This is a genomic window from Bradyrhizobium jicamae, from assembly GCF_001440395.1.
Lineage (GTDB): Bacteria > Pseudomonadota > Alphaproteobacteria > Rhizobiales > Xanthobacteraceae > Bradyrhizobium > Bradyrhizobium jicamae.
This window is the reverse complement of the sequence record NZ_LLXZ01000105.1, coordinates 25,621-45,856: the sequence shown is the minus strand read 5'-3', so window position 1 is coordinate 45,856 and position 20,236 is coordinate 25,621. Positions and strand designations below refer to the sequence as shown.

Annotated in this window: 20 protein-coding genes; 4 read left to right on the top strand and 16 right to left on the bottom strand. The window is 63.2% G+C overall.

The genetic code is table 11. From position 1 onward, the window contains the following. Positions 1-14: 14 nt before the first annotated feature. On the top strand, positions 15-1,613 hold the full coding sequence (locus tag CQ12_RS17470; protein ID WP_083519331.1) for a L,D-transpeptidase family protein: 1,599 nt from the start codon (positions 15-17) through the stop codon (positions 1,611-1,613). Between the two features lie 35 nt (positions 1,614-1,648). Here the strand turns inward: CQ12_RS17470 and CQ12_RS17465 are convergent, their stop codons facing one another. The 3 genes from CQ12_RS17465 to CQ12_RS17450 form a co-directional block, all read right to left on the bottom strand. Next, positions 1,649-2,002 carry a hypothetical protein gene (locus CQ12_RS17465; protein ID WP_057836538.1) on the bottom strand — a complete coding sequence of 118 codons (354 nt, stop codon included), beginning with the start codon at positions 2,000-2,002 and terminating at the stop codon, positions 1,649-1,651. Positions 2,003-2,032: 30 nt separating this feature from the next. After that, entirely contained in the window at positions 2,033-2,791 is a 759-nt protein-coding gene (locus CQ12_RS17460; RefSeq protein WP_057836537.1) for a hypothetical protein, read from the bottom strand. A gap of 356 nt (positions 2,792-3,147) precedes the next feature. Then, complete coding sequence (locus CQ12_RS17450) at positions 3,148-4,722, bottom strand: L,D-transpeptidase (protein WP_057836535.1); 1,575 nt, start codon at positions 4,720-4,722, stop codon at positions 3,148-3,150. A 370-nt stretch (positions 4,723-5,092) separates the two neighbouring features. On the opposite strand from CQ12_RS17450, the gene CQ12_RS17445 reads away from it, so the two are divergent. After that, positions 5,093-6,112, top strand: coding sequence for an N-acetylmuramoyl-L-alanine amidase family protein (locus tag CQ12_RS17445; protein ID WP_347337433.1), 1,020 nt, complete (start codon positions 5,093-5,095; stop codon positions 6,110-6,112). Positions 6,113-6,154: 42 nt separating this feature from the next. Here CQ12_RS17445 and CQ12_RS17440 read toward each other — a convergent pair whose 3' ends face one another. From CQ12_RS17440 to argH, 6 genes are all read right to left on the bottom strand, one after another. After that, positions 6,155-7,234 carry a hypothetical protein gene (locus tag CQ12_RS17440; protein ID WP_430642236.1) on the bottom strand — a complete coding sequence of 360 codons (1,080 nt, stop codon included), beginning with the start codon at positions 7,232-7,234 and terminating at the stop codon, positions 6,155-6,157. A 253-nt stretch (positions 7,235-7,487) separates the two neighbouring features. After that, the gene (locus tag CQ12_RS17435) at positions 7,488-9,128 is read right to left on the bottom strand and encodes an acetolactate synthase large subunit (protein WP_063799764.1); all 1,641 of its coding nucleotides are present in this window, start codon (positions 9,126-9,128) and stop codon (positions 7,488-7,490) included. Beyond that, complete coding sequence (gene msrA, locus CQ12_RS17430; RefSeq protein WP_057836533.1) at positions 9,125-9,667, bottom strand: peptide-methionine (S)-S-oxide reductase MsrA; 543 nt, start codon at positions 9,665-9,667, stop codon at positions 9,125-9,127. Before msrA ends, CQ12_RS17435 begins: the two co-directional genes overlap by 4 nt. A gap of 178 nt (positions 9,668-9,845) precedes the next feature. Beyond that, positions 9,846-11,111 (bottom strand): diaminopimelate decarboxylase, encoded by a 1,266-nt coding sequence (gene lysA, locus CQ12_RS17425; RefSeq protein WP_057836532.1) that lies wholly within the window; start codon positions 11,109-11,111, stop codon positions 9,846-9,848. Positions 11,112-11,124: 13 nt separating this feature from the next. Beyond that, a complete protein-coding gene (lptM, locus tag CQ12_RS17420) occupies positions 11,125-11,391 on the bottom strand; it encodes an LPS translocon maturation chaperone LptM (protein ID WP_057836566.1) in 267 nt (88 codons plus the stop codon). Between the two features lie 108 nt (positions 11,392-11,499). Next, complete coding sequence (gene argH / locus CQ12_RS17415) at positions 11,500-12,891, bottom strand: argininosuccinate lyase (RefSeq protein ID WP_057836531.1); 1,392 nt, start codon at positions 12,889-12,891, stop codon at positions 11,500-11,502. A 124-nt stretch (positions 12,892-13,015) separates the two neighbouring features. On the opposite strand from argH, the gene tlpA reads away from it, so the two are divergent. Further along, complete coding sequence (gene tlpA / locus CQ12_RS17410; protein ID WP_430642231.1) at positions 13,016-13,690, top strand: thiol:disulfide interchange protein TlpA; 675 nt, start codon at positions 13,016-13,018, stop codon at positions 13,688-13,690. Between the two features lie 186 nt (positions 13,691-13,876). On the opposite strand, the gene CQ12_RS17405 is transcribed toward tlpA, so the two are convergent. From CQ12_RS17405 to CQ12_RS17380, 6 genes are all read right to left on the bottom strand, one after another. Next, positions 13,877-14,065 (bottom strand): putative motility protein, encoded by a 189-nt coding sequence (locus CQ12_RS17405; RefSeq protein ID WP_057836530.1) that lies wholly within the window; start codon positions 14,063-14,065, stop codon positions 13,877-13,879. Positions 14,066-14,294: 229 nt separating this feature from the next. Further along, positions 14,295-15,176 (bottom strand): 3-hydroxybutyryl-CoA dehydrogenase, encoded by an 882-nt coding sequence (locus CQ12_RS17400; protein ID WP_057836564.1) that lies wholly within the window; start codon positions 15,174-15,176, stop codon positions 14,295-14,297. 196 nt (positions 15,177-15,372) lie between these two features. Then, positions 15,373-16,317 carry an electron transfer flavoprotein subunit alpha/FixB family protein gene (locus CQ12_RS17395; RefSeq protein ID WP_057836529.1) on the bottom strand — a complete coding sequence of 315 codons (945 nt, stop codon included), beginning with the start codon at positions 16,315-16,317 and terminating at the stop codon, positions 15,373-15,375. Next, positions 16,317-17,066, bottom strand: a complete 750-nt coding sequence (locus CQ12_RS17390) for an electron transfer flavoprotein subunit beta/FixA family protein (RefSeq protein WP_057836528.1) — start codon at positions 17,064-17,066, stop codon at positions 16,317-16,319. Before CQ12_RS17390 ends, CQ12_RS17395 begins: the two co-directional genes overlap by 1 nt. Before the next feature lie 136 nt (positions 17,067-17,202). Next, positions 17,203-17,775 (bottom strand): cob(I)yrinic acid a,c-diamide adenosyltransferase, encoded by a 573-nt coding sequence (locus CQ12_RS17385; RefSeq protein ID WP_057836527.1) that lies wholly within the window; start codon positions 17,773-17,775, stop codon positions 17,203-17,205. Between the two features lie 24 nt (positions 17,776-17,799). Then, positions 17,800-17,994 carry a twin transmembrane helix small protein gene (locus tag CQ12_RS17380; RefSeq protein WP_057836526.1) on the bottom strand — a complete coding sequence of 65 codons (195 nt, stop codon included), beginning with the start codon at positions 17,992-17,994 and terminating at the stop codon, positions 17,800-17,802. A gap of 179 nt (positions 17,995-18,173) precedes the next feature. Between CQ12_RS17380 and CQ12_RS17375 the strand changes: the two genes are divergently transcribed. After that, entirely contained in the window at positions 18,174-19,034 is an 861-nt protein-coding gene (locus CQ12_RS17375) for a YihY/virulence factor BrkB family protein (RefSeq protein ID WP_430642234.1), read from the top strand. Here CQ12_RS17375 and CQ12_RS17370 read toward each other — a convergent pair. Continuing rightward, entirely contained in the window at positions 18,958-20,217 is a 1,260-nt protein-coding gene (locus CQ12_RS17370) for an ATP-binding protein (protein WP_057836524.1), read from the bottom strand. The genes CQ12_RS17375 and CQ12_RS17370 overlap by 77 nt on opposite strands. Between the last annotated feature and the right edge of the window lie 19 nt (positions 20,218-20,236).

Here is a 20,236-nt window from a genome sequence, read left to right as displayed (position 1 = left end):
AGCGGTGCGGTTCCATGTTGGCAAGTCCTGCCGATTGGCGTTACGTTCCGTCTGTACTTCAATACAGACTGGCGTTGACCCGATTGATCAGTTGGGGCGGCATGACGTCTCGTTGCGTAAGCCCGGAGTGCAAGCGGAGGCGGCTGCGGCCTGCATATCTTGCCGTTGCGGCTCTGGCCGTGCTGATCGCCGCAGCAGACGATGCGTCCGCCAGAAGCGGACAGCGCGAGCGGCCGATCGAGTCCGTTCAGTCGCGCAACGCCGGCGAGCCGATCATGGCGATCGTTTCGCTCCGCACCCAGCGGATTTCCGTCTACGACTCCAAGGGCTGGATTCTGCGGGCGCCGGTATCGAGCGGCACCAAGGGACGCGAAACTCCTGCAGGCATCTTCAGCGTCATTCAGAAAGTCGAGGAGCATTACTCGAACCTGTATGACGACGCCTTCATGCCGCATATGCAAAGGATCACCTGGTCAGGCATCGCACTCCATGGCGGCGTGCTGCCAGGGCGTCCGGCGTCCCATGGCTGTATCCGGCTGCCCTTCGACTTCGCCGAACGCCTGTTCGGCGAAACGATGATGGGCATGCGGGTGATCGTGGCGCCAACCGATGTGGCGCCAATTGAACTCGCCCACCCGCTTCTGTTCCAACCCAAGCCGGATGCCGCCGCCTTGGCCGCCGCCCGCACCGCAGAGGCGCAGGAGGCCACGCGGAAGGCGGCCGAGGCGCGAACAACCGCCGCGACGGCCTTGCGGGAGGCCACGCAGGCCAGGGCACCGGTTCGCACCGCGGAAAATCTGAAACGCATCGCCGAGGCGCAACTGACAGCCGCTGAAACCAAACTTGGCTCCGGCATCTCGGCGGAGGCAAAGGAGCTGGCTGAGGAAGCCAAGGCGCAGGCGGTTGCCAAAATCGCGGAGCTGCAACTGCAATGGGACGTCGCCAACGTGAATCTGCAGCTGCGGCTCGATGCCGTCACGTCCGCGCGTGAAGCCGTCGCTGCTGCGGAGGCCGTGCGCGTCGCGGCCGCCGAAGTGGCGCGTGAAGTCGCACGCGAACTCCAGCCGGTATCGGTGCTGATCAGCCGCAAGACCCAGCGGCTTTATGTCCGTCAGGCGTTCAAACCCATCCTCGAAAGTCCGGTCACGATCGCGGACCCGGATCGCGCGATCGGCACGCATGTCTTCACCGCCACCGAGCGCACGACCAGCGATACCAGCTTGCGATGGAACGTCGTCTCGCTGGGCGGCGGACGTTCGCACGGCGCCACGGCTGAGCTGCACAACCGGGCGCCCGGGAGTATTGGTCGCGACGTTGAACCGGAGCCTGCGAATCCGGACAACGCAAAGTCTGCGCTCGATCGCATCGCCATTCCGCAGGACGTATTGGATCGCATCGGCAATATCACGCCGCGGTCTTCGCTGATCGTGACGGACGAGGCGTTAAGCCCGGAAACCGGCAAGGGAACGGAATTCGTGGTCGTGCTGAGCGGCGAACCGCAAGGAGGCATCAAGAAGCGGCGACGCAGTCCGGGGAACAACTTCCGCTATGCGCACCCACGGAGCTTTCAGTTCTGGCGCACGCCTTTCGGAGGTCCCTTTTCTAGCTGGTGAACCGGTTCTTCGCGCGGCAACTCCGCTCGACTGTCTTAATACCCCTCTGGCAGTCCGATGTCCCGGAAGAGCCCGCTTGGGCCTCGAACGCTGCGCGCCGCTGGTTGTACGCGCCAGCTTGTCCAGCGCTTCTCGTCCGATGTGCAGTACAGGAGATATTCGCCCGGATTGCGCGACGATTCGCGCCCCGCGGCCTGACTGCACGCAGAAACTTTGTTCAGCGTGAGGATGTCCCTGACCTCTTGCGTAACTTCCAGCCAGGGACCGGGAAATTGCTCCGCCGGCGACAGCATCGGACGAGCGTCTGCCGTGCCGACCAAACACGCCAGAAGGATCACCAAACTGCAATGACTGGCCGTTCGGAGTGGCTTGCGCGGAATTGCTTCCATTGTCGCTGCTCCTCGTTCAGTTTCAGAAATTCAGCGTCGGCCGAGCGTTGCGGCCTCATCGCCCCCGCGGACAGCCCTCGCCAAGGCGGCTTCGTTTGACCGCACGAACAGGAAGTGGGACGCCAAGGGTATTTCCGCGTCGGCGCTGCCATCCTGGCCGATAAGAACCAATCCCGCTCCGCCATTGGCCACGGCCAAAATGACGGGGTCTCCCTTCCACGTTCTGATCGGCTCCATTGCAATGAGAAATTCACCCATCGGCTGGTCGAAATATTGCAGCCTCAGTTGCGGACCAACCTCTGCTGCCGCAAGTCCGAAGCCCAGTTGTCGAGCGCGCGCATAGACCTCCGCCAGCCGCACAGTACCGGTCTGAAAGCCGAGTTCGGCGGCCGACACCGCAAACAGCTCCACGTTTGCTTTCGTCGTGCCGACGTTAAAGGCCGGTCGCGCGAGAATTTCCTCAGCGAGGCTTCCGATGCCACAGCCTGCTGCGTCCAGCGCGCTAAGCAGGGCAAAAGAATTTGCAAACGTTCCGACTGTAATTGTCCGCCACACCGGAACCGCGAAGGCGGATGTGACTGGAGCCGGCGGCGCATTGGAGGGAGCTGTCTTGGGCGTCAGGCGATTCTGCAGGGCGGCTCGCGCCGAACATCGAGCACTGGCTTCGCTCGTGAGGAGGACGATACATCCGATCGAGAGCATCGCAATGAGAGCGCCGCCCGTTCGTCTCCGCATCGAACGATGCGGCATGGCGTGGTAACCGCTTTCCTTGCCGGCAATCCGGTTCATAGCGACCCGCTTTGCGCATGTTATTGCGCGCGCCAACGCAATCCGACAATTGCTTTCAGTATGATCCGCCCGCTGGTTCACAGCCGGGCGAGCCTGCCATTCAAAATGCGCGTCCGGTTTCACCGCAACCCGCGTTCGTCGAACGACCAGGTTGAGAGCAGCGCGCTGCCTTCAGAGCGGCTGCGAAGCCGACGCGATACCGGATCAAACGATATTGCGGTGGCACTCTGCGGTATGTGAATTGGTTTACATCCGCTCAAAACGTTTCCGTGAGCAGAAGCGGGCCAAGGTACTGGGATGTTCGACTTCCGCCAAAACCGAAGCGGACTTGTGCCTGATGGCTCGCGTGCCGCCTCTCACCACCGTTGCATCGGGTAGCCCTGTTGCATCGGATTGCCCTGCTGCGCCGGATAATAAGGTTGCCCCCCGCGCTGACGCGTAGTGCCGGTTTGGGGTTGGGGACTCCAGGGCTGAAAAAAGAAGCCGGAGCTTTCGCCGCCCCAGGTGCTGCTGTCCGCCATGTCGACGGCGGGCGAAGGCCGGCGCGTAATGAAGCCGCCCTGGGGCTGGTCGCTCAGCACCACGACGAACTCGGTGCGATAGTTGGTCTCGCGGCTCAGCGGCTCGTCCGAGATGACGATCGAGGACCGCGGCAATGCGGTCGGCGCGATGCGATCGAGCACATCCTGCGGGATGGTGATGCGGTCGAGCGCGCCCCTGGCGTCGTCCCCGTTGTCGATCGTGACCGCACTCCAGCGCAGGCCCGAATCGTTGCGCGCCATCGCCGTGAACACATGCGTGCCGATCCTCCTGCCGGGGTCGCGAATCGCGATCGGAACCTCGATGGACGTATCGAACACCTCGCCGCCGCCGTCCGGCGCCGGCTTGTGCGTGTTGCGCCGCACGTACAGCTTCTGCGTCGCGCGGCTGATGTAGATCGAGACGGGCTCGAGCGCGAGCTTCGCCTCGCCCGCAGCCTTGGTCAGCTCTGCTTTCCTCTTTTCGGACGCCTTGGCGGCGTCCTTTGCGGCCGCCGCGGCATCGAGCTTCGACTTCGTGTCAGCCTTGGCGGTGTCGAGTTCGGTAGCAGCCTGGACGGCCCTTGGGGCGGCCTTCTGCTTCCGGTCTTCGGCCTGCGTCCGAGCCTGGTCCGTTTTTGCGGCGGCGGACGCCTTGTCGGCGGACGCAAGTTCGGCGTCGGCGCTCCTTTTGAGCCCTTCCAGCTTGCGCAGCGACGCAGCGAGGGAAGCTGACTCGCGCGCCGCCGTCGCGGCGGCCTTTTTCGCCTCGTCGGCCGTCTTGACGGCCTCTGCGGCCTCGCGGGCCAGCGTCTCGACGCGCGACGGAGCAGTCGCGACGGCCTCCGCTTTCGGCATCAACAGCGCCGGGTGGGAAATCTCGACCGGAGCCGCGTCGTTCGGCGAGATGATCACGCGCATCCCGATCCGCGTCCTGTCGAACTGCTTCTCGGCAAAGCCAAAAGGCATCCGGATGCAGCCGTGCGAGGCCGCATATCCGGGCAACGGCCCGCCGTGCATCGCGATACCGTTCCAGGTGATGCGCTGCATGTGCGGCATCTCGGCATCGTCGTAAAGAGACGAGCGGTGATCCCTGTTCTTCTCGAGGATGGCGAAGATGCCGGCTGGCGTCTCACGTCCGGTCGTGCCGGTCGACACCGGTGCGCGCGCGATCCAGCCGTCGGCGTCGTAGAAGGTGACGTGCTGGGTCTTGATCGACACGATTGCCATGATCGGCTCGCCTGCCTCGCGCGGTGCCGTCGCCTCGACAGGTGGCGCGGGGCGCGCCCGTTGCGCCACGGCGGGGGCGGGCAGCGTCGCAAGTAGCGCCATCGCCGCGAGCGTCACGATGGTGGGCCTCCCCCAACACCACATCGCCACGGTGGATTGCGCCGTCGTCAATCGACTTGCCATGCCATGCCTCGGTTGAAATGCCAGTTCGCGCTTCTGTCGCATAAAATCTCAGATCGTGATTCCTGAATCTACCAAGCGCGGCCGGCACCACTCACACCGCCAATCGTCGCAGGGAACTAGCGGTGCGCGCCGGTGGGAAATCTTTGCCGAGCAGGAAGAAAGGCGGCTCACGGCTGAAATTGCCACAAACCTGACATGAGGATAGGGAGCATTTGCGTCGGTTGTTGGGAATGAAACGGACGCGCGCCAAAGATAAAACCAGACATCCGGCAGGCGTCGCGTCGTGTTCCGTACTGACCCGGAATGGACATCACCGCCCCTCTTCCGGCATTGCGGTTTCTGATGCTATGATGCCTTCAGGGGAGCGAGCATGAAGCGCCGCGAGTTCATTTATGTTCTCGGCAGTATCGCTTGGGGATTCTGGCCCGGCCGCCGCACGGTCATCGCGGCGATGGCTGCAGTGGTGCTGCTGCCGATCGACGCCGGCAACGCCGGCTGGCTCTCGGATCTCCTCAAAGGCTCTCCAAAGCAAGGCAAACCGTCAAAACAAGCCAAGCCGGCAAAGCAGGTGACTTCGTCCAAGTCAGCCGCTTTGGCGAAACGTGCGGCCTCGTCAAAGCGTCAGACCGTAAAGCTTGCCGCGCTGGGTCCGGTCCAATTGCCCACTGCCGCTTTGAAACCGGTGGCGACGCGTTGCGAACCCTCGAAGTTCCGGATCGTGCTTGATGTGGGACATACCGCCGAATCGGAAGGCGCGATCAGCGCCCGCAACGTCTCCGAGTTCGTCTTCAATCTGCGCCTTGCGAAGCAGATCGAGCAGAAACTGAAGGCGGAAGGCTTTGCCGAGACCAGATTGCTTCTGACCGAGGGCAAGGCCAGGCGCAGCCTCTTCAAACGCGTCGCCACCGCCAACGATCTGCGCGCGGACCTTCTCCTGTCGATCCACCATGACTCCGTGCCCAACAAATTCCTCGAGGATTGGGAATTCGAGGGAAAGAAAAGCCGTTTCAGCGACCGCTTCAGCGGATACTCCGTCTTTGTCTCGCGCGAGAATCCGGACTTCAAGACAAGCCTCATGTTCGCCGAACTGATCGGCAAAGAAATGAAAGCCCAGGGCCTTGAGTACGCCAGGCAATATTCCCAGCCGATCATGGGCCGGCACCAGCGTCCGCTGCTGAACCGGGAAACCGGCGTGTATCGCTACGATGAACTCATCGTACTGAGAAAGACCCGTATGGCTGCCGCGCTGCTGGAGGCGGGCTCGATCATCAACCGCGACGAAGAACTCATGATGAGTTCGCCTGAACGCCGCGACATCATCAGCAGCGGCGTCGCGGCGGCGGTCAAGGAATTCTGTGAGCCGCGATGGGGAATGCTCGGTCCGCTCTGATGGTGCGGTGGCAGCCTCGCATCTCCTTCCCGTCCGCCGCCTTCAACTCTTTGACTGCTTCTTGATCTCGTCGAACTTGGAAAGCGCCCGTTCAAATTTTTCATTGAAGAGCCACATCGCATCCATAATCTCGCGGAAGGTTGCAGATGTTTTCGCCCTGTCGGCCTGTCCAAAGGTGAACATGCTGTTGTTCCGCAGATATCCCATGATTCTGGGGTCGGAGACCCTGTAGTCGAGCAGGTTGCGTGAGCCGAGTGCGGATTTGGTCGGGCTCGGAATGATCTGGATCAGTTCAAAGAGCTTCATCTGATCGATCGGGTCCGGCAGCGTCTTCACGATCGCCGGCACCTGCGGAAAAATATCCGCGTGCGCGTTCATGAGGGCATCGCGCACCGCGGTCCAGTGGTTGTACCGACGATCCAGATTGCCGGCCCGCGCCTCTTCCTTGTCGTCGCGCGCGTTCAATGCGGGATCAAAGGCGGCTATCGACTTCTTTATAGCCGCCCATTTCCTTTGCCCGTTCTGATCTTCTGACACGCCTGATTGCAGGCTGCCCTTGTATTTGTTCGAGCGCGCATTGCCGATGTTCTGATTGCCGTTGGTCTCGGCATAGAACAGCCCCAGGCTGATGCGGCCTGCGGCTTCGGCATTGGCCGCATCGAGTCCCCTGGCGCGCGCAATGGCCGTGCCGAGATCGACGACGTCCTTGAACGGCGTATCCGAGTTTTGCGCGTTAGCGGGCGGTGCCTGCATGCTGTCGAAGAGTTTTCTATACTCATCGAGCAGCGGTTCATTGTCGGCGCTGAAATACGCCGGAGGGATTCCGTATTTGTTGGGCTTCCCTATTCTGGACGGAAGCGCGTCGGTGAGGTCCTTGTACGCGCTCATCATGCTGTTGCGCGCAAGGTAGAGCGCTTGTCCCGGCAAGTTCGGTAGTTGCTTCGAACTGATCTGCGCGCGCCGCTGGGCCAGGATCTGCTCAAACTGGCTGCGTGAATTATTGTATGTGGCGAGCGCGTCCGCTTGCTTCTTCGTGAGTGCGGCCGGATCACCCATGGCGGGCGTGATGAAACCGAGATTGCCGATGGCGGCCGCGACGAGCGACGCGACGGCGCCGATCATCGCATCGGTGACGATGGCCGCCGGCGGCGTGAAGGATAGTCCGAGAGCAAGTGCTACCGCGGGCGCAGCAGTATGGTTTTTTATCCCCATGCGATTTCCCATGCCCAAGTTTCATTGGGTTCGATTCACTGGATCGTAAACAACGAACGTGCAAAAGCATCAAGCTCTGGTTTTGGGATTCAGCAGCACCTTTGCGGTGGCCGTACGACGTAATCGAAAATAGATTTTCGCGCACAAGACCGATGCAAGGCTTTCACTTGGCCTGAACTACCGGGGGCAACTCCTTGACGAGCACGCGCATGTTCTCACTGTAGTCGACGGGCACTACGACGAGATGCAAGCCGCCTTCCTCGAAAGCAGCCTCCAGCATGGTCGATAGTTCCGAGGCCTTGCCGACGCGGGAGCCGTCGGCTCCGTATGACTTCGCATAGGCGACGAAATCAGGATTGCCGAACTCGAGGCCGAAGTCCGGAAACGCATCGACGTCCTGTTTCCAGCGGATCATGCCGTAGGCGCGATCCTCGAGCACGAGCACGACAAGATTCAGTTTGAGCCGCACGGCCGTTTCCAGCTCCTGCGAATTCATCATGAAGCCGCCGTCGCCACAGACGGCGAGCACGCGCCTGTCCGGATGAATCAGCGCGGCTGCGATCGCCGAAGGAAGGCCCGCACCCATGGTCGCCAGCGCATTGTCGAGCAGCAGCGTGTTGGCGACGCTGGTGCGATAGTTGCGGGCGAACCAGATCTTGTACATGCCGTTGTCGAGGGCAACGATGCCGTCCGGCGGGATGACCTGGCGGACGTCGTGCACGATGCGCTGCGGCGTCAGAGGAAACCGGTCCTCGGTCGACCGTTCGGCGAGGTGGGCAAGGATTCCCTCCCGCAAACCCAGCAATGCTTGGCCATTGGGGAGCTTGCCTTCCAGGCGATCGGCGAGGGCGGCGAGGCCCGCGCCGACGTCGCCGACGATCTCGGCTTGCGGGAAGTAGACCTGCTCCACCGTCGCCGGCGTGGCGCCGACATGAATCACCTGCGGTCCGTCATGGCCCATCAGGAACGGCGGCTTTTCAACGGTGTCGTGGCCGATCGAAATGATCAGATCGGCCTGATCGATGGCCTCGTGCACCCAATCCCGCTCCGAGAGCGCGGCCGTGCCCATATAGAGATTGGAGCCGGCATTGACCGCGCCCTTTCCCATCTGGGTGTTGAAGAACGGAATGCCGCATCGCCGGACGAACGCCGACAGCGGCTCGGCGAGGCGCGGACGGCTCGCCGCGGCGCCCAGCATGACGAGCGGCCTGCGCGCGGCCATGATCATGTCAGCGGCGCGATCGATGGCCGCGGATGGCGCGACCGGAAGTTCGACGACATGCGGGGGAACCATGTCGGCCGTCGCGTCGTCGGCCGCGATATCCTCGGGCAGTTCGAGATGTACCGGACCCGGCCGCTCCTGCTGCGCCACGCGAAAAGCGTCGCGGACCAGCGTCGGAATGCTCTGCGCGGCGACGATCTGCGTCGCCATCTTGGTCAGCGGCCGCATCGTCGCGACGATGTCGACGATCTGGAAGCGCGCCTGACGGCTGCTGCGGATCGCCTTCTGTCCGGTGATCATGACCATCGGCATCGCACCCAGATGCGCGTAGGCCGCGGCCGTCGTCAGATTGAGCGCACCGGGACCGAGCGTCGTCAGGCAGACGCCGGCACGCCCGGTGAGACGCCCGTAGGTGGCCGCCATGAAGCCGGCCGCCTGTTCATGCCGCGTCAGCACCAGCTTGATCTTCGAGCGCCGCAGCGAGTCCAGCACGTCGAGATTCTCTTCGCCGGGAATGGCGAAGATGTATTCGACGCCCTCATTCTCGAGGGCGGCCACCATGAGATCGCTGGCCTTGGTCACGCGGCAGAAACTCCGCCGCCCGCGGCAACCTTCTCGGCGCGATGCGGCAGCACCCAATCCGGCCGGATGAAGTGGCAGGTGTAACCATCGGGGTATTTTTCCAGATAGTCCTGATGCTCGGGCTCGGCCTCCCAGAACGGACCGACAGGCGCCACTTCAGTGACGACCTTGCCCGGCCACAGGCCGGACGCATCGACATCGGCGATGGTGTCTTCCGCGACCCGCTTCTGTGCGTCGCTGGTGTAGTAGATCGCCGACCGGTAGCTCGCGCCGCGGTCATTGCCCTGGCGGTTCAGCGTCGAGGGATCGTGGATCTGGAAAAAGAACTCCAGCAGCTTGCGATAGCTGATGACCTTCGGATCGAAAATGATCTCAATGCCTTCGGCATGGTTGCCGTGGTTGCGATAGGTCGCGTTCGGCACCTCGCCGCCAGTGTAGCCGACCCGGGTCGAAATCACGCCGGGATAGCGGCGCAGCAGATCCTGCACGCCCCAGAAGCAGCCGCCGGCAAGGACTGCGCGTTCCGTCGAAACTGTCATGGCTGTTCTCCCTGGTTCGCTGCGATCGTCGATCCCGAGTTCTATCAAGGACGCATAATGAGGCCGAACGATGCAAAGCTGACACCGTCGCCATCGTCAAAATCGCCAAAGCCAGAATGCGCTTCGGAACCTCCTTCGAAATCGGCGCAATGTCAGCGCACGACAGACCGCTTATCGATCACAGCCAGGGCGCGGGCTTGTCCATCGCGATCAGATCCTCGACCTCGATGCGCGGGCGGACCACGGCGTACTGGTCGTCCTTGACCAGGACTTCCGGCACCAGCGCGCGCGTATTGTAGAAGCCGGACTGAACCGCGCCGTAGGCGCCGGCGGTCATGATCGCCAAGAGGTCGCCGGCCTTGGGCTCGGGCAAATTGCGGTCGAGCGCGAGATAGTCGCCGGTCTCGCAGACCGGCCCGACCACGTCGGCCGTGATCATTCGCACGCCCTTGGCCGGCTCGCGAACCGGCAGGATGTCATGGTGGGCTTCATACAGCGTCGGGCGGATCAGATCGTTCATCGCGGCGTCGATGATGACGAAGTTCTTGGCCTCGCCCGGCTTCACATAGATCACGCGCGAGACCAGGATGCCGGCATTGCCGACGATCATCCGCCCCGGCTCGAACATCAGCGTGCAGCCGAGATTGTGCGTCACCCGCTTGACCATCGCCGCATAGGCGGACGGCAGCGGCGGCGCCTCGCGGTCGGCGTGATAGGGAATGCCGAGCCCGCCGCCGAAATCGATGTGCTCGATCTTGTGGCCGTCGGCGCGCAGCGTGTGCACGAAATCGGACAGGATCCGGAACGCGGTTTCCATCTTGGAGAGATCGGTGATCTGGCTGCCGATATGCATGTCGGTGCCGGTCACCACGATCCGCGGCAGCTTCGCCGCGCGGGCATAGACCGCGCGGGCGCGCTCGATCGGAATGCCGAACTTGTTCTCGGACTTGCCGGTGGCGATCTTGGCGTGGGTGCCGGCATCGACGTCAGGGTTGACCCGCAAGGAAATCCGCGCGGTCTTTCCGGCTTCAACCGCGAGCCTCGACAGCAATTCCAGTTCAGGCTCGGACTCGACATTGATGCAGAGGATGTCGGCGGCGAGCGCCGCGCGCAGTTCGGCCTCGGTCTTGCCGACGCCTGAGAACAGGATCTTGTTCGGCGGAATCCCCGCCGCCAGCGCCCGCTTCAACTCGCCGCCCGAGACGACGTCGGCGCCGGCGCCGAGTTTCGCCAGCGTGCGCAGCACCGACTGGTTGGAATTCGCCTTCATGGCGTAGCAGACCAGCGTCTTCTCGCCGGCAAAGGCCTCGGTGAAGACCCGGTAATGGCGCTCCAGCGTCGCGGTCGAATAGCAATAGAACGGCGTGCCGACGGCATCAGCCAGTTCGGACAGGTTGACGGCCTCGGCGTGCAGCACGCCGTTGCGATAGTCGAAGTGATTCATGGCGCGCTCAGTCTCAGTCCAAGAGCGGATCGAGAACGAATTTCTTCTTGCCGCCTTTGGGGGCGCTGGGGCCGGCGTCGGTTCCGTAGGTAGAATTGAACACGCCGGGCTGCGCCGCGCGCTCGGCCTCGGTATCCGACGTAACCGGAGCCTGCGCCGACGCCGCGTTCGGCGGCAGATCGAGCCCGCCCTTGCGTCCGCAGCCGCCGAGCGCGAGCGCGGTCACGCTCAACAGGATGATGGCCCATCCCGACGATGACGGGCGGTAGTTACTGATCACGACGAAATCCCCAATGCGCGCCGAACCATACAAAGATTGCCGTGGTCTGGCGAGTGCCGATCGGCCACTGACAACCATGAAATTGCAGCGAAATTTTTCTCTTCAGGCCTATTTTCGCTCTTTTTCCAGCCGTTTCAGCCAGGCTTTGGCCTGCGAGGCCACGTTCTTCGGCGCGGTGCCGCCATAGCTGGTCCGGCTCTTCACGGATGCCTCAACAGACAGCACGCGCAGGGCGTCGGCGGTAATCTTGGGCTCGGCCTCCTGCATCGCCTCCAGCGGCAGTTCGTGCAGCGCCACGCCCTGCTCGGACGCCAGGCCGACGATTCGCCCGGTGACGTGGTGGGCGTCGCGGAACGGCATTTTCAGCGTCCGCACCAGCCAGTCGGCGAGGTCGGTGGCGGTGGCATAGCCCTCGCCGGCCGCGGCCTTCATCCTGTTCTCGTCGGGCACGAGATCGATCACCATGCCGGTCATGGCGCGTATAGCCAGCGAGAGCGCGGCAAACGCCTCCATCGCGCCCTGCTTGTCCTCCTGCATGTCCTTTTGATAGGCGAGCGGCAGGCCCTTCATCACGATCAGGAGAGCGTTGAGCGCGCCGATCACCCGGCCGGTCTTGGCGCGCACCAGCTCGGCCGCATCCGGATTGCGCTTCTGCGGCATGATCGAGGAGCCTGTGGTGAACTTGTCGGAGAGCCGCACCAGGCCGACCAGCGGCGAGGTCCAGATCACGATTTCCTCGGCAAAGCGTGACATGTGCACGGCAGCGATCGACGCTGCAGAGAGCGTTTCGAGCACGAAATCGCGATCCGAGACCGCGTCGAGCGAATTGGCCATCGGGCGGTCGAAGCCGAGCGCTTTGGCGGTCGCGGCCCGGTCGATCGGGAACGAGGTTCCGGCGAGCGCGGCAGCGCCGAGCGGCGATTCGTTCAGCCGCTTGCGCGCATCGGCAAAGCGGCCGCGGTCGCGCGCGGCCATCTCGACATAGGCCAGCAGATGATGCCCGAAGGTCACGGGCTGGGCGGTCTGCAGATGGGTGAAGCCCGGCATCACGGTCGCGGCATGTTCCACGGCCCGCTCGGCCAGCGCGTGCTGGAAGGCGGCCAGCGCCGCATCCGTCTCGTCGATCGTGTCGCGGACATAGAGACGGAAATCGGTCGCGACCTGGTCATTGCGCGAGCGCGCGGTGTGCAGCCGCCCCGCGGCGGGCCCGATCAGTTCGGACAGCCGGCTCTCGACATTCATATGGATGTCTTCGAGCGCACGCTTGAAGTCGAAGCCGCCCTTGGCGATTTCTGACAAAATCGTGTCTAGACCCTTGCCGATATTTTTCGCATCACCCGCGGTGATAATGCCTTGCGCCGCCAGCATCGCGGCGTGGGCCTTGGATGCGGCGATGTCCTGGGCATAGAGGTGACGGTCGACGTCAATCGAGACGTTGATTTCCTCCATGATCGCATCGGGACGCTCGGTGAACCGGCCGCCCCACATCTTGTTGCTCATGACTTCCCGTGCCTTGCCATCTATATCGTCGAGAGTTCGGCGAAACGCCGGGCCGGTTTCAGCCGTAACTCGACCGTAATCTTGCGCCCTGCATAGCCGTAACTGATACAGGATGACAAACGATATGCCCGAAATGCCCCCGCCCCGCCCGGCAAAGACGCGCCGGATTCCGATCGCCATCGGCGCGGTGGTGGCTGCAGGCGTGGTCGGAATAGGCCTGTTTTACGGGCTCGGCGGTTTCAAGCGCGCCAGCCGCGATCCCACCTGCACGGCAGCGGTCGAACTGGCCCGCAAGATCGGGCCGCTGGCGCATGGCGAGGTGGCGGCGTTGACCATGGCGACGACCCCGCTGCGGCTCCCCGACCTCGCCTTCGACGACGCCGAGGGCAAACCGAGGAAACTGTCGGAATGGCGCGGCAAGACCGTGCTGGTGAACCTGTGGGCCACCTGGTGCGTGCCCTGCCGGAAGGAAATGCCGGCGCTGGAGAGCCTGCAGACCAAGCTGGGCGGCAAGGATTTCGAGGTGGTCGCCATCAACATCGACACCCGCGACGCCGAGAAACCGAAAAACTTCCTGAAAGAGGCCAATCTGACCCGGCTCGGCTATTTCGCCGACCAGAAAGCCAAGGTTTTTCAGGATCTTAAGAACGTAGGCAAGGCGCTGGGCATGCCGACTTCGGTGCTGATCGACACCCAGGGCTGCGAAATCGCCACTCTTGCCGGCCCCGCCGAATGGGCCAGCGAGGACGCCATCAAGCTGATCAAGGCCGCCATGCAGCCGATGAAGGCGGGGTCTTAGCGATGGATCGGTTGGGAGCGCCCTTCACCTGCCAGACCTCATCCTGAGGAGCCGCGTCAGCGGCGTCTCGAAGGATGAAAGGCACCAGCCGGGCCACATGGTTCTCCCGGCGATGCAAAGCATCGTCCGGAGACGGCGCTAATGCGCCTCCTCACCATGAGGGTCTAATAGTGCGCCAGATTTCGCTCAGGCCGAAATATTGAGATTGCCGCCGACGCCGGGGGCGAGATTGGCCGTCGAGGGCGTGCCCAGCAGCGTCTGGACCGCCATTTTCTCGGCGTCTGCGTTCTGCTTGATGATCGAGGTCTGGATCTGCTGCTGCGTACCCGCCGCCTGCATGCTGAGCATGCTCGAAACCATAGCCATCATATCCATAACGCAGCACTCCCAAAAACGTGGGGCACCCTACCCCGGCACCGGTTAACGAAGTCTGGAGATGGGAGAAAAGTTAGCATGCGCGCGAATGCACGTCTGACGACACGCTGCGCGTGTTCCAAACGTAGGGTGGGCAAAGCGAAGCGTGCCCACCATTTCGAGCGATATATGTCGAGGCATGGTGGGCACGCTGCGCTTTGCCCACCTACGGCATCGAGGCTGCGTTGCTCTAGCGCGTCGGAACCGGCTTGTCGCCGCGGTAGTCGTAGAAGCCGCGCTGGGTTTTGCGCCCCAACCAACCGGCCTCGACATATTTCACCAGCAGCGGGCACGGCCGGTACTTCGAATCCGCCAGCCCTTCGTGTAGCACCTGCATGATCGACAAACAGGTATCGAGGCCGATGAAATCGGCCAATTCCAGCGGGCCCATCGGGTGGTGCGCACCGAGCTTCATGGCAGCATCGATCGCCTCGACGTTTCCGACGCCCTCATAGAGCGTGTAGATCGCCTCGTTGATCATCGGCAGCAGGATGCGGTTGACGATGAAGGCCGGGAAATCCTCTGAAACCGCGACCTGCTTGCCGAGCTTGCCGACAAATTCCTTGGCGGTGTCGAAGGTGTTGTCATCGGTGGCAATGCCGCGGATCAGTTCGACCAGCTCCATCTGCGGCACCGGATTCATGAAGTGAATGCCGATGAAGCGCTCGGGACGGTCGGTCGACGCGGCGAGCCGGGTGATCGAGATCGACGACGAGTTGGTGGCGACGATCGCCTCCGGCTTCAGCACCGCGCAGAGCTCATGGAATATCTTGCGCTTGACCTCTTCCTTTTCGACCGCAGTCTCGATCACGAGGTCGCAATCCGAAAGCCCGTCGAGCGTGCCGGCGGAGGTGATCCGGTCCAGCGCCTTTTTGCGCGCATCCTCGGTGATGGTCAGCTTGGCGACCTGGCGCGACAAATGGCCGTTGATCGTCGCCATCGCCGATTTAAGCCGTTCGTCGGAGACGTCGTTGAGCACCACGTCGTAGCCGGCGAGCGCCGCCACATGTGCGATACCGTTGCCCATCTGGCCCGAACCGATCACGCCGACCTTCTTGATTGTCACCGCCATCTTGTCATCCACCGGAACGGCGCGCACATCGCGCCTGTTCATCTCCAAACCTCAGTTACGATATCATCAGGCGCGAGGTTTCAGTCCCACCATTGGCACGTATTCGTCACGCGAAGCTTAATCCACTTCGCCCGCAACCGCTTAAGGTAAATGATCGGCCGGACGTTGCGCGTCCGGCCGATGTTTGGCCTTATTTTTACTTCCCGAGCTTGCCGAGCGCCTCGGTCAGCTCAGGAACCGCCTGATAGAGGTCCGCGACCAGGCCGTAATCGGCAACCTGGAAGATCGGCGCGTCTTCATCCTTGTTGATCGCAACGATCACCTTGGAATCCTTCATGCCGGCGAGATGCTGGATCGCGCCGGAAATGCCGATCGCGACATAGAGTTCCGGGGCGACCACCTTGCCGGTCTGGCCGACCTGCCAGTCGTTCGGCGCGTAGCCGGCATCGACCGCGGCGCGCGAGGCGCCGACGCCGGCGCCGAGCTTGTCGGCGAGCGGCTCGATATATTTGGCAAAGTTCTCGCGGCTCTGCATGGCCCGGCCGCCCGACACGATGATCTTGGCCGAGGTCAGCTCCGGACGATCGCTCTTGGCGACCTCCTCGCCGACGAAACTGGAAAGGCCCGGATCGGCCGCGGCTGCGGCGCTCTCGACCGGCGCGCTGCCACCGTCACCGGCCGCGGCGAAGGTCGAGGTACGCACCGTGATGACCTTCTTGGCGTCCTTGGACTTCACCGTCTGGATCGCGTTGCCGGCATAGATCGGCCGCTCGAAGGTGTCAGGCGAAACCACCTTGATGATTTCAGACACCTGCATCACGTCGAGCAGTGCGGCCACGCGCGGCATCACGTTCTTGAAGCGCGAGGTCGCGGGCGCGACGAAGGCGTCGTAGGACGGCGCCAGCGATACGATCAGCGCGGCCAGCGGCTCGGCCAGGTCATGGGCGTAGGCGGCGTTGTCCGCCAGCAGCACCTTCTTGACGCCGGCAAGCTTGGAGGCGGCATCGGCCGCGCCCTTGGCGTTCTCGCCGGCAACCAGCACATGCACGTCGGCACCGAGCGCGGCGGCTGCCGTCAGCGTCTTGTTGGTGGCGTCCTTGATCGATGCATTGTCGTGTTCGGCAATCAGCAGCGTCGTCATCAGAGAACCCCGGCTTCGGTCTTGAGTTTGGATACGAGCTCAGCGACGTCCTTGACCTTGACGCCTCCCTTGCGGCCGGGCGGTTCCGCCGTCTTGAGCACTTCGAGATGCGGCGTGAGATCGACGCCGTAATCGGACGCGTTCTTGTCGTCGATCGGCTTCTTCTTCGCCTTCATGATGTTGGGCAGCGACGCATAGCGCGGCTCGTTCAGGCGAAGGTCGGTGGTGACGATCGCCGGCCCCTTCAACTGCACGGTCTGCAGGCCGCCATCGACTTCGCGCGTGACCTTGAAGTCGCTGCCTTCGACTTCGAGCTTGGAGGCAAAGGTCGCCTGCGACCAGCCAAGCAGCGCGGCCAACATCTGGCCGGTCTGGTTGCTGTCGTCGTCGATCGCCTGCTTGCCGAGAATGATGAGGCCGGGCTTCTCCGCGTCGGCGACCGCCTTGAGAATCTTCGCGACCGCGAGCGGCTCGACGTTGCCTTCGGCCTTGACCAGAATGCCGCGGTCGGCGCCCATCGCAAGGCCGGTCCGGATGGTCTCCGAAGCCTGCACCGGGCCGATCGACACCACGACCACTTCGGTCGCCTTGCCGGCTTCCTTCAGCCGCAACGCTTCCTCGACGGCAATTTCGTCGAACGGATTCATCGACATCTTGACGTTGGCCAGTTCCACGCCCGTTCCGTCGCTCTTGACGCGGACCTTGACGTTGTAATCGACTACCCGCTTTACCGGCACAAGAACCTTCATCGATCCTCTTTCGCTTCAATTCTGGGGTTTACTGGCTTGCTATTAGCTAGCTATCGGCTTCGGCGCGGAACCTAAAGGTCCCGCTATCGGCGGTCAACGCGCGAAAGGCAAAAATCGGCCCCGGATCAGGCCTACCTTAACGGTTCTGACCCGGCACCCACAACACGTCTCCGGCCCCATTATCGTTCATGGCACGGCTGGCGACGAACAGAAAATCCGACAGTCGGTTCATATACTGAATGGCGGCCGCGCTGACCGGCTCCTCGGGGTTGGCGGCGAGTTCCACCATGATCCGTTCCGCTCTGCGGCATATGGTGCGGGCGAGATGCAGGTATGCGGCAGCGGGGGTGCCGCCGGGCAGCACGAACGAGGTCAGCGGCGCGAGATGCTCGTTGAGCCCATCGATATCGCGCTCGAGCCGTTCGACCTGGCTCGCCAGCATCCTCAAGCGCTCGGCCTTGCCCTCGCGCTGGGGCACCGCGAGGTCGGCCCCGAGATCGAACAGGTCGTTCTGGATCCGGCCCAGCATCGCATCAAGCTCGCTGAAATCGCCGAGATGCAGCCGTACCACGCCGATGGCCGCGTTGGTTTCGTCCACGGTGCCGTAGGCACTGATGCGCAGATCGTATTTCTGGCGGCGTTCGCCGCTGCCGAGCGCAGTGGTGCCGTCGTCGCCGGTCTTGGTATAGATGCGGTTGAGCACGACCATCGGCCTGTCTCCCTTATCTCGCCTTTATCTGCCTATCGCCCAGACCACGACCATGGTGATGACGATGGCAACGAACTGCAGCAACACACGAAGCCGCATCAGATGCTGCGAACGGCTCGGCGGGCCGCCCCGCATCATGTTGATGAGGCCGAGCACCAGCACGATAGCCACGGCCGCAACCGCGATGGGAAGAACGATCGAACTCAGAAAGGATGTCATTGGCGCTACATAACACCGCGAACCGCCGACTTCCACACGTTGACAACCCTCCTACAGCCGCTCGACGGTCTGGCCTTTAGTCCAGTAATATCAGATGTTAGCCCAAGTTTTGGGACCGCGTCGTCGCATCCTGATCGAGGTGAGATGTGAGGTTCATTCGCTACGTCTACCTCGTCGTGATGGAGGCGTTTTACACGTTCCTCGCCGATGACGGCTGGGCGATCGCGAGCCATATCGCGCTGTCGATATTGATGGCGCTGTTTCCGTTCCTGATCGTGCTGACGTCGCTGGCCGGCTTTTTCGGCTCCAAGGAACTTGCGGACGGCGCGATCGGCCTGTTGCTGCAGACCTGGCCGCAGCAGGTCGCGGACGCGCTGTCGGGCGAAATCCACGACGTGCTGACCACCGCGCGCGGCGACATCCTGACCGTCGGCGCGGTGCTGGCGGTCTATTTCGCCTCCAACGGCGTCGAGGCCCTGCGGGTTGCATTGAACCGCGCCTATTCGGTGGTCGAGCCGCGGGCCTGGTACTGGCTGCGGCTGGAATCGATCGGCTATACGCTGCTCGCCGCCATCACGTCGCTGTTGATGGCGTTCCTGATCGTGCTCGGTCCGCTGATCCTGGAGACGGCGCGCCGCCACATTCCGTTCTTCATCGAGAGCAACGAAAGAATCCTGTTTTTCGCCCGCTACGGCATCACCATCACGGCGATGATAGTGGCGCTGTTCGTGCTGCATGCCTGGCTGCCCTGCGGCCGGCGAAGGTTTCTGCAGATCCTTCCCGGCATCGTGTTCACGATGGTGGCCTCGCTGATCTCGGGGATCGTGTTCGGCCAGTATCTGGCGCGGTTCGCCAGCAACTACGTGACGATGTATGCGGGGCTCGCCTCGGTCATCATCGCGCTGGTGTTTCTGTATTTCATTTCGGCGATTTTCGTCTTTGGCGGCGAACTGAACGCGGCGATCATGAAGTCGCAATTGCCGAAGGGGCTGTCGCTTCATGCAGCGCAGTCGCCAAAGCGCGCGGAGACACAGGCTTGACCAGGAAGATGTCGGCGCCGGCGGCGCGCGACGCCGCCTCGTCCTCGCCGCGGCCGGATATGCCGATGATCGGAATGCGCCCGAGCGGCGCGGAGAGCGCACGAATGCGCCGGATGGCCTCGACGCCGTCGATCCCCGGCAGAACCATGTCCATCAGCACCGCATCGAATGCGCCTTGCGCGAGCCGGTCGGGCGCCGCCTCGCCCTGGCCGATGAACTCGGCCTGGTGACCGAGTTCGGTCAGGATCGAATTGAGCACGACGCGGCCGAACGGATTGTCTTCGACGCTGAGCAGGCGCAGCGGCCGCGGCGAATCGATCGATGCCTCGCCGTTGGCGCCGGACGCCGCCGTCATGGCGTCGCCTGCGGATGACATCACCACATTGAGGGTGAAAGTGGTGCCGCCGCCGCGCCGTGGCGTCACCGTGACGTCCCCACCCATGGCGCGCGCCAGTTGCTTGACCGACGACAGGCCGAGGCCGGCGCCGCCGAAACGCGACGCGATGGAAACATTGGCCTGCGAAAACGGCCGGAACAGGCGCTTGATTTCGCCGAGCGTGAGGCCGATCCCGCTGTCAGAGACAGCGAACGAGACCGCGACCCGGCCTTTTGGGGCGCGCACGGGCGTGACCTGGAGCGCGACGCTGCCCTGTTCGGTGAATTTCACCGCATTGTCGATCAGGTTTTCCACCGCAGCGCGCAGGCGGACGGCATCGCCGACGGCAAATGCCGGAAGTTTTTCGGAGAGGACCACCGACGACTGCAGGCCCTTCGCCGCCGCGCGCCCGGTCAGCGAATCGCCGGCGTTGCGGGCGAGCGTGCGCAGGTCGAAGAAGTCCTGCCGGACCTTGAGCCCGGGACCACCGCTGCGCGCGGCGTCGACGAACAGGGTCGCCAGGCTCGCCAGATGTTCGGCGCCCGCCTTGATGGTGTCGACCCAGCGCCGTTCGCGCTCGTCGAGTTCAGAGGTCGCCAGGAGATTGCTGATCGCCAGAATGCCCGTGAGCGGCGTGCGGACCTCATGCGCGAAGGCGGCAAGCGCAGTCTCGACCATGCTGGAGGCCGCGACGGCAGACTTGCGCGCACCGCGCATGTTTGCCGCGGCGCTGGATACGCGTTTTTTCTTCGCGCGCCGCTTCTTGACCGTTCTCGTGGTGCCTGGTGAGCGCCGCTTTGCCGCCATGATCCCCCTTCCTCTGCCG

Bases quoted from the DNA above. Each gene is read 5' to 3' on its own strand.
- argH (WP_057836531.1), bottom strand. From the start codon at position 12,891: ATGAGCAACAAGATGTGGGGCGGCCGGTTCACCGAGCGTCCCGATGCG.
- lysA (WP_057836532.1), bottom strand. From the start codon at position 11,111: ATGAATCACTTCGACTATCGCAACGGCGTGCTGCACGCCGAGGCCGTC.
- CQ12_RS17375 (WP_430642234.1), top strand. From the start codon at position 18,174: ATGGAGGCGTTTTACACGTTCCTCGCCGATGACGGCTGGGCGATCGCG.
- CQ12_RS17440 (WP_430642236.1), bottom strand. From the start codon at position 7,234: ATGATCGGCGCCGTCGCGTCGCTCGTCGCGGCCGCCATCGGCAATCTC.
- CQ12_RS17445 (WP_347337433.1), top strand. From the start codon at position 5,093: ATGAAGCGCCGCGAGTTCATTTATGTTCTCGGCAGTATCGCTTGGGGA.
- tlpA (WP_430642231.1), top strand. From the start codon at position 13,016: ATGCCCGAAATGCCCCCGCCCCGCCCGGCAAAGACGCGCCGGATTCCG.
- msrA (WP_057836533.1), bottom strand. From the start codon at position 9,667: ATGACAGTTTCGACGGAACGCGCAGTCCTTGCCGGCGGCTGCTTCTGG.
- CQ12_RS17465 (WP_057836538.1), bottom strand. From the start codon at position 2,002: ATGGAAGCAATTCCGCGCAAGCCACTCCGAACGGCCAGTCATTGCAGT.
- CQ12_RS17400 (WP_057836564.1), bottom strand. From the start codon at position 15,176: ATGGCGGTGACAATCAAGAAGGTCGGCGTGATCGGTTCGGGCCAGATG.
- CQ12_RS17395 (WP_057836529.1), bottom strand. From the start codon at position 16,317: ATGACGACGCTGCTGATTGCCGAACACGACAATGCATCGATCAAGGAC.
- CQ12_RS17370 (WP_057836524.1), bottom strand. From the start codon at position 20,217: ATGGCGGCAAAGCGGCGCTCACCAGGCACCACGAGAACGGTCAAGAAG.
- CQ12_RS17470 (WP_083519331.1), top strand. From the start codon at position 15: ATGTTGGCAAGTCCTGCCGATTGGCGTTACGTTCCGTCTGTACTTCAA.
- CQ12_RS17390 (WP_057836528.1), bottom strand. From the start codon at position 17,066: ATGAAGGTTCTTGTGCCGGTAAAGCGGGTAGTCGATTACAACGTCAAG.
- CQ12_RS17405 (WP_057836530.1), bottom strand. From the start codon at position 14,065: ATGGATATGATGGCTATGGTTTCGAGCATGCTCAGCATGCAGGCGGCG.
- CQ12_RS17380 (WP_057836526.1), bottom strand. From the start codon at position 17,994: ATGACATCCTTTCTGAGTTCGATCGTTCTTCCCATCGCGGTTGCGGCC.
- CQ12_RS17385 (WP_057836527.1), bottom strand. From the start codon at position 17,775: ATGGTCGTGCTCAACCGCATCTATACCAAGACCGGCGACGACGGCACC.
- CQ12_RS17460 (WP_057836537.1), bottom strand. From the start codon at position 2,791: ATGAACCGGATTGCCGGCAAGGAAAGCGGTTACCACGCCATGCCGCAT.
- CQ12_RS17450 (WP_057836535.1), bottom strand. From the start codon at position 4,722: ATGGCAAGTCGATTGACGACGGCGCAATCCACCGTGGCGATGTGGTGT.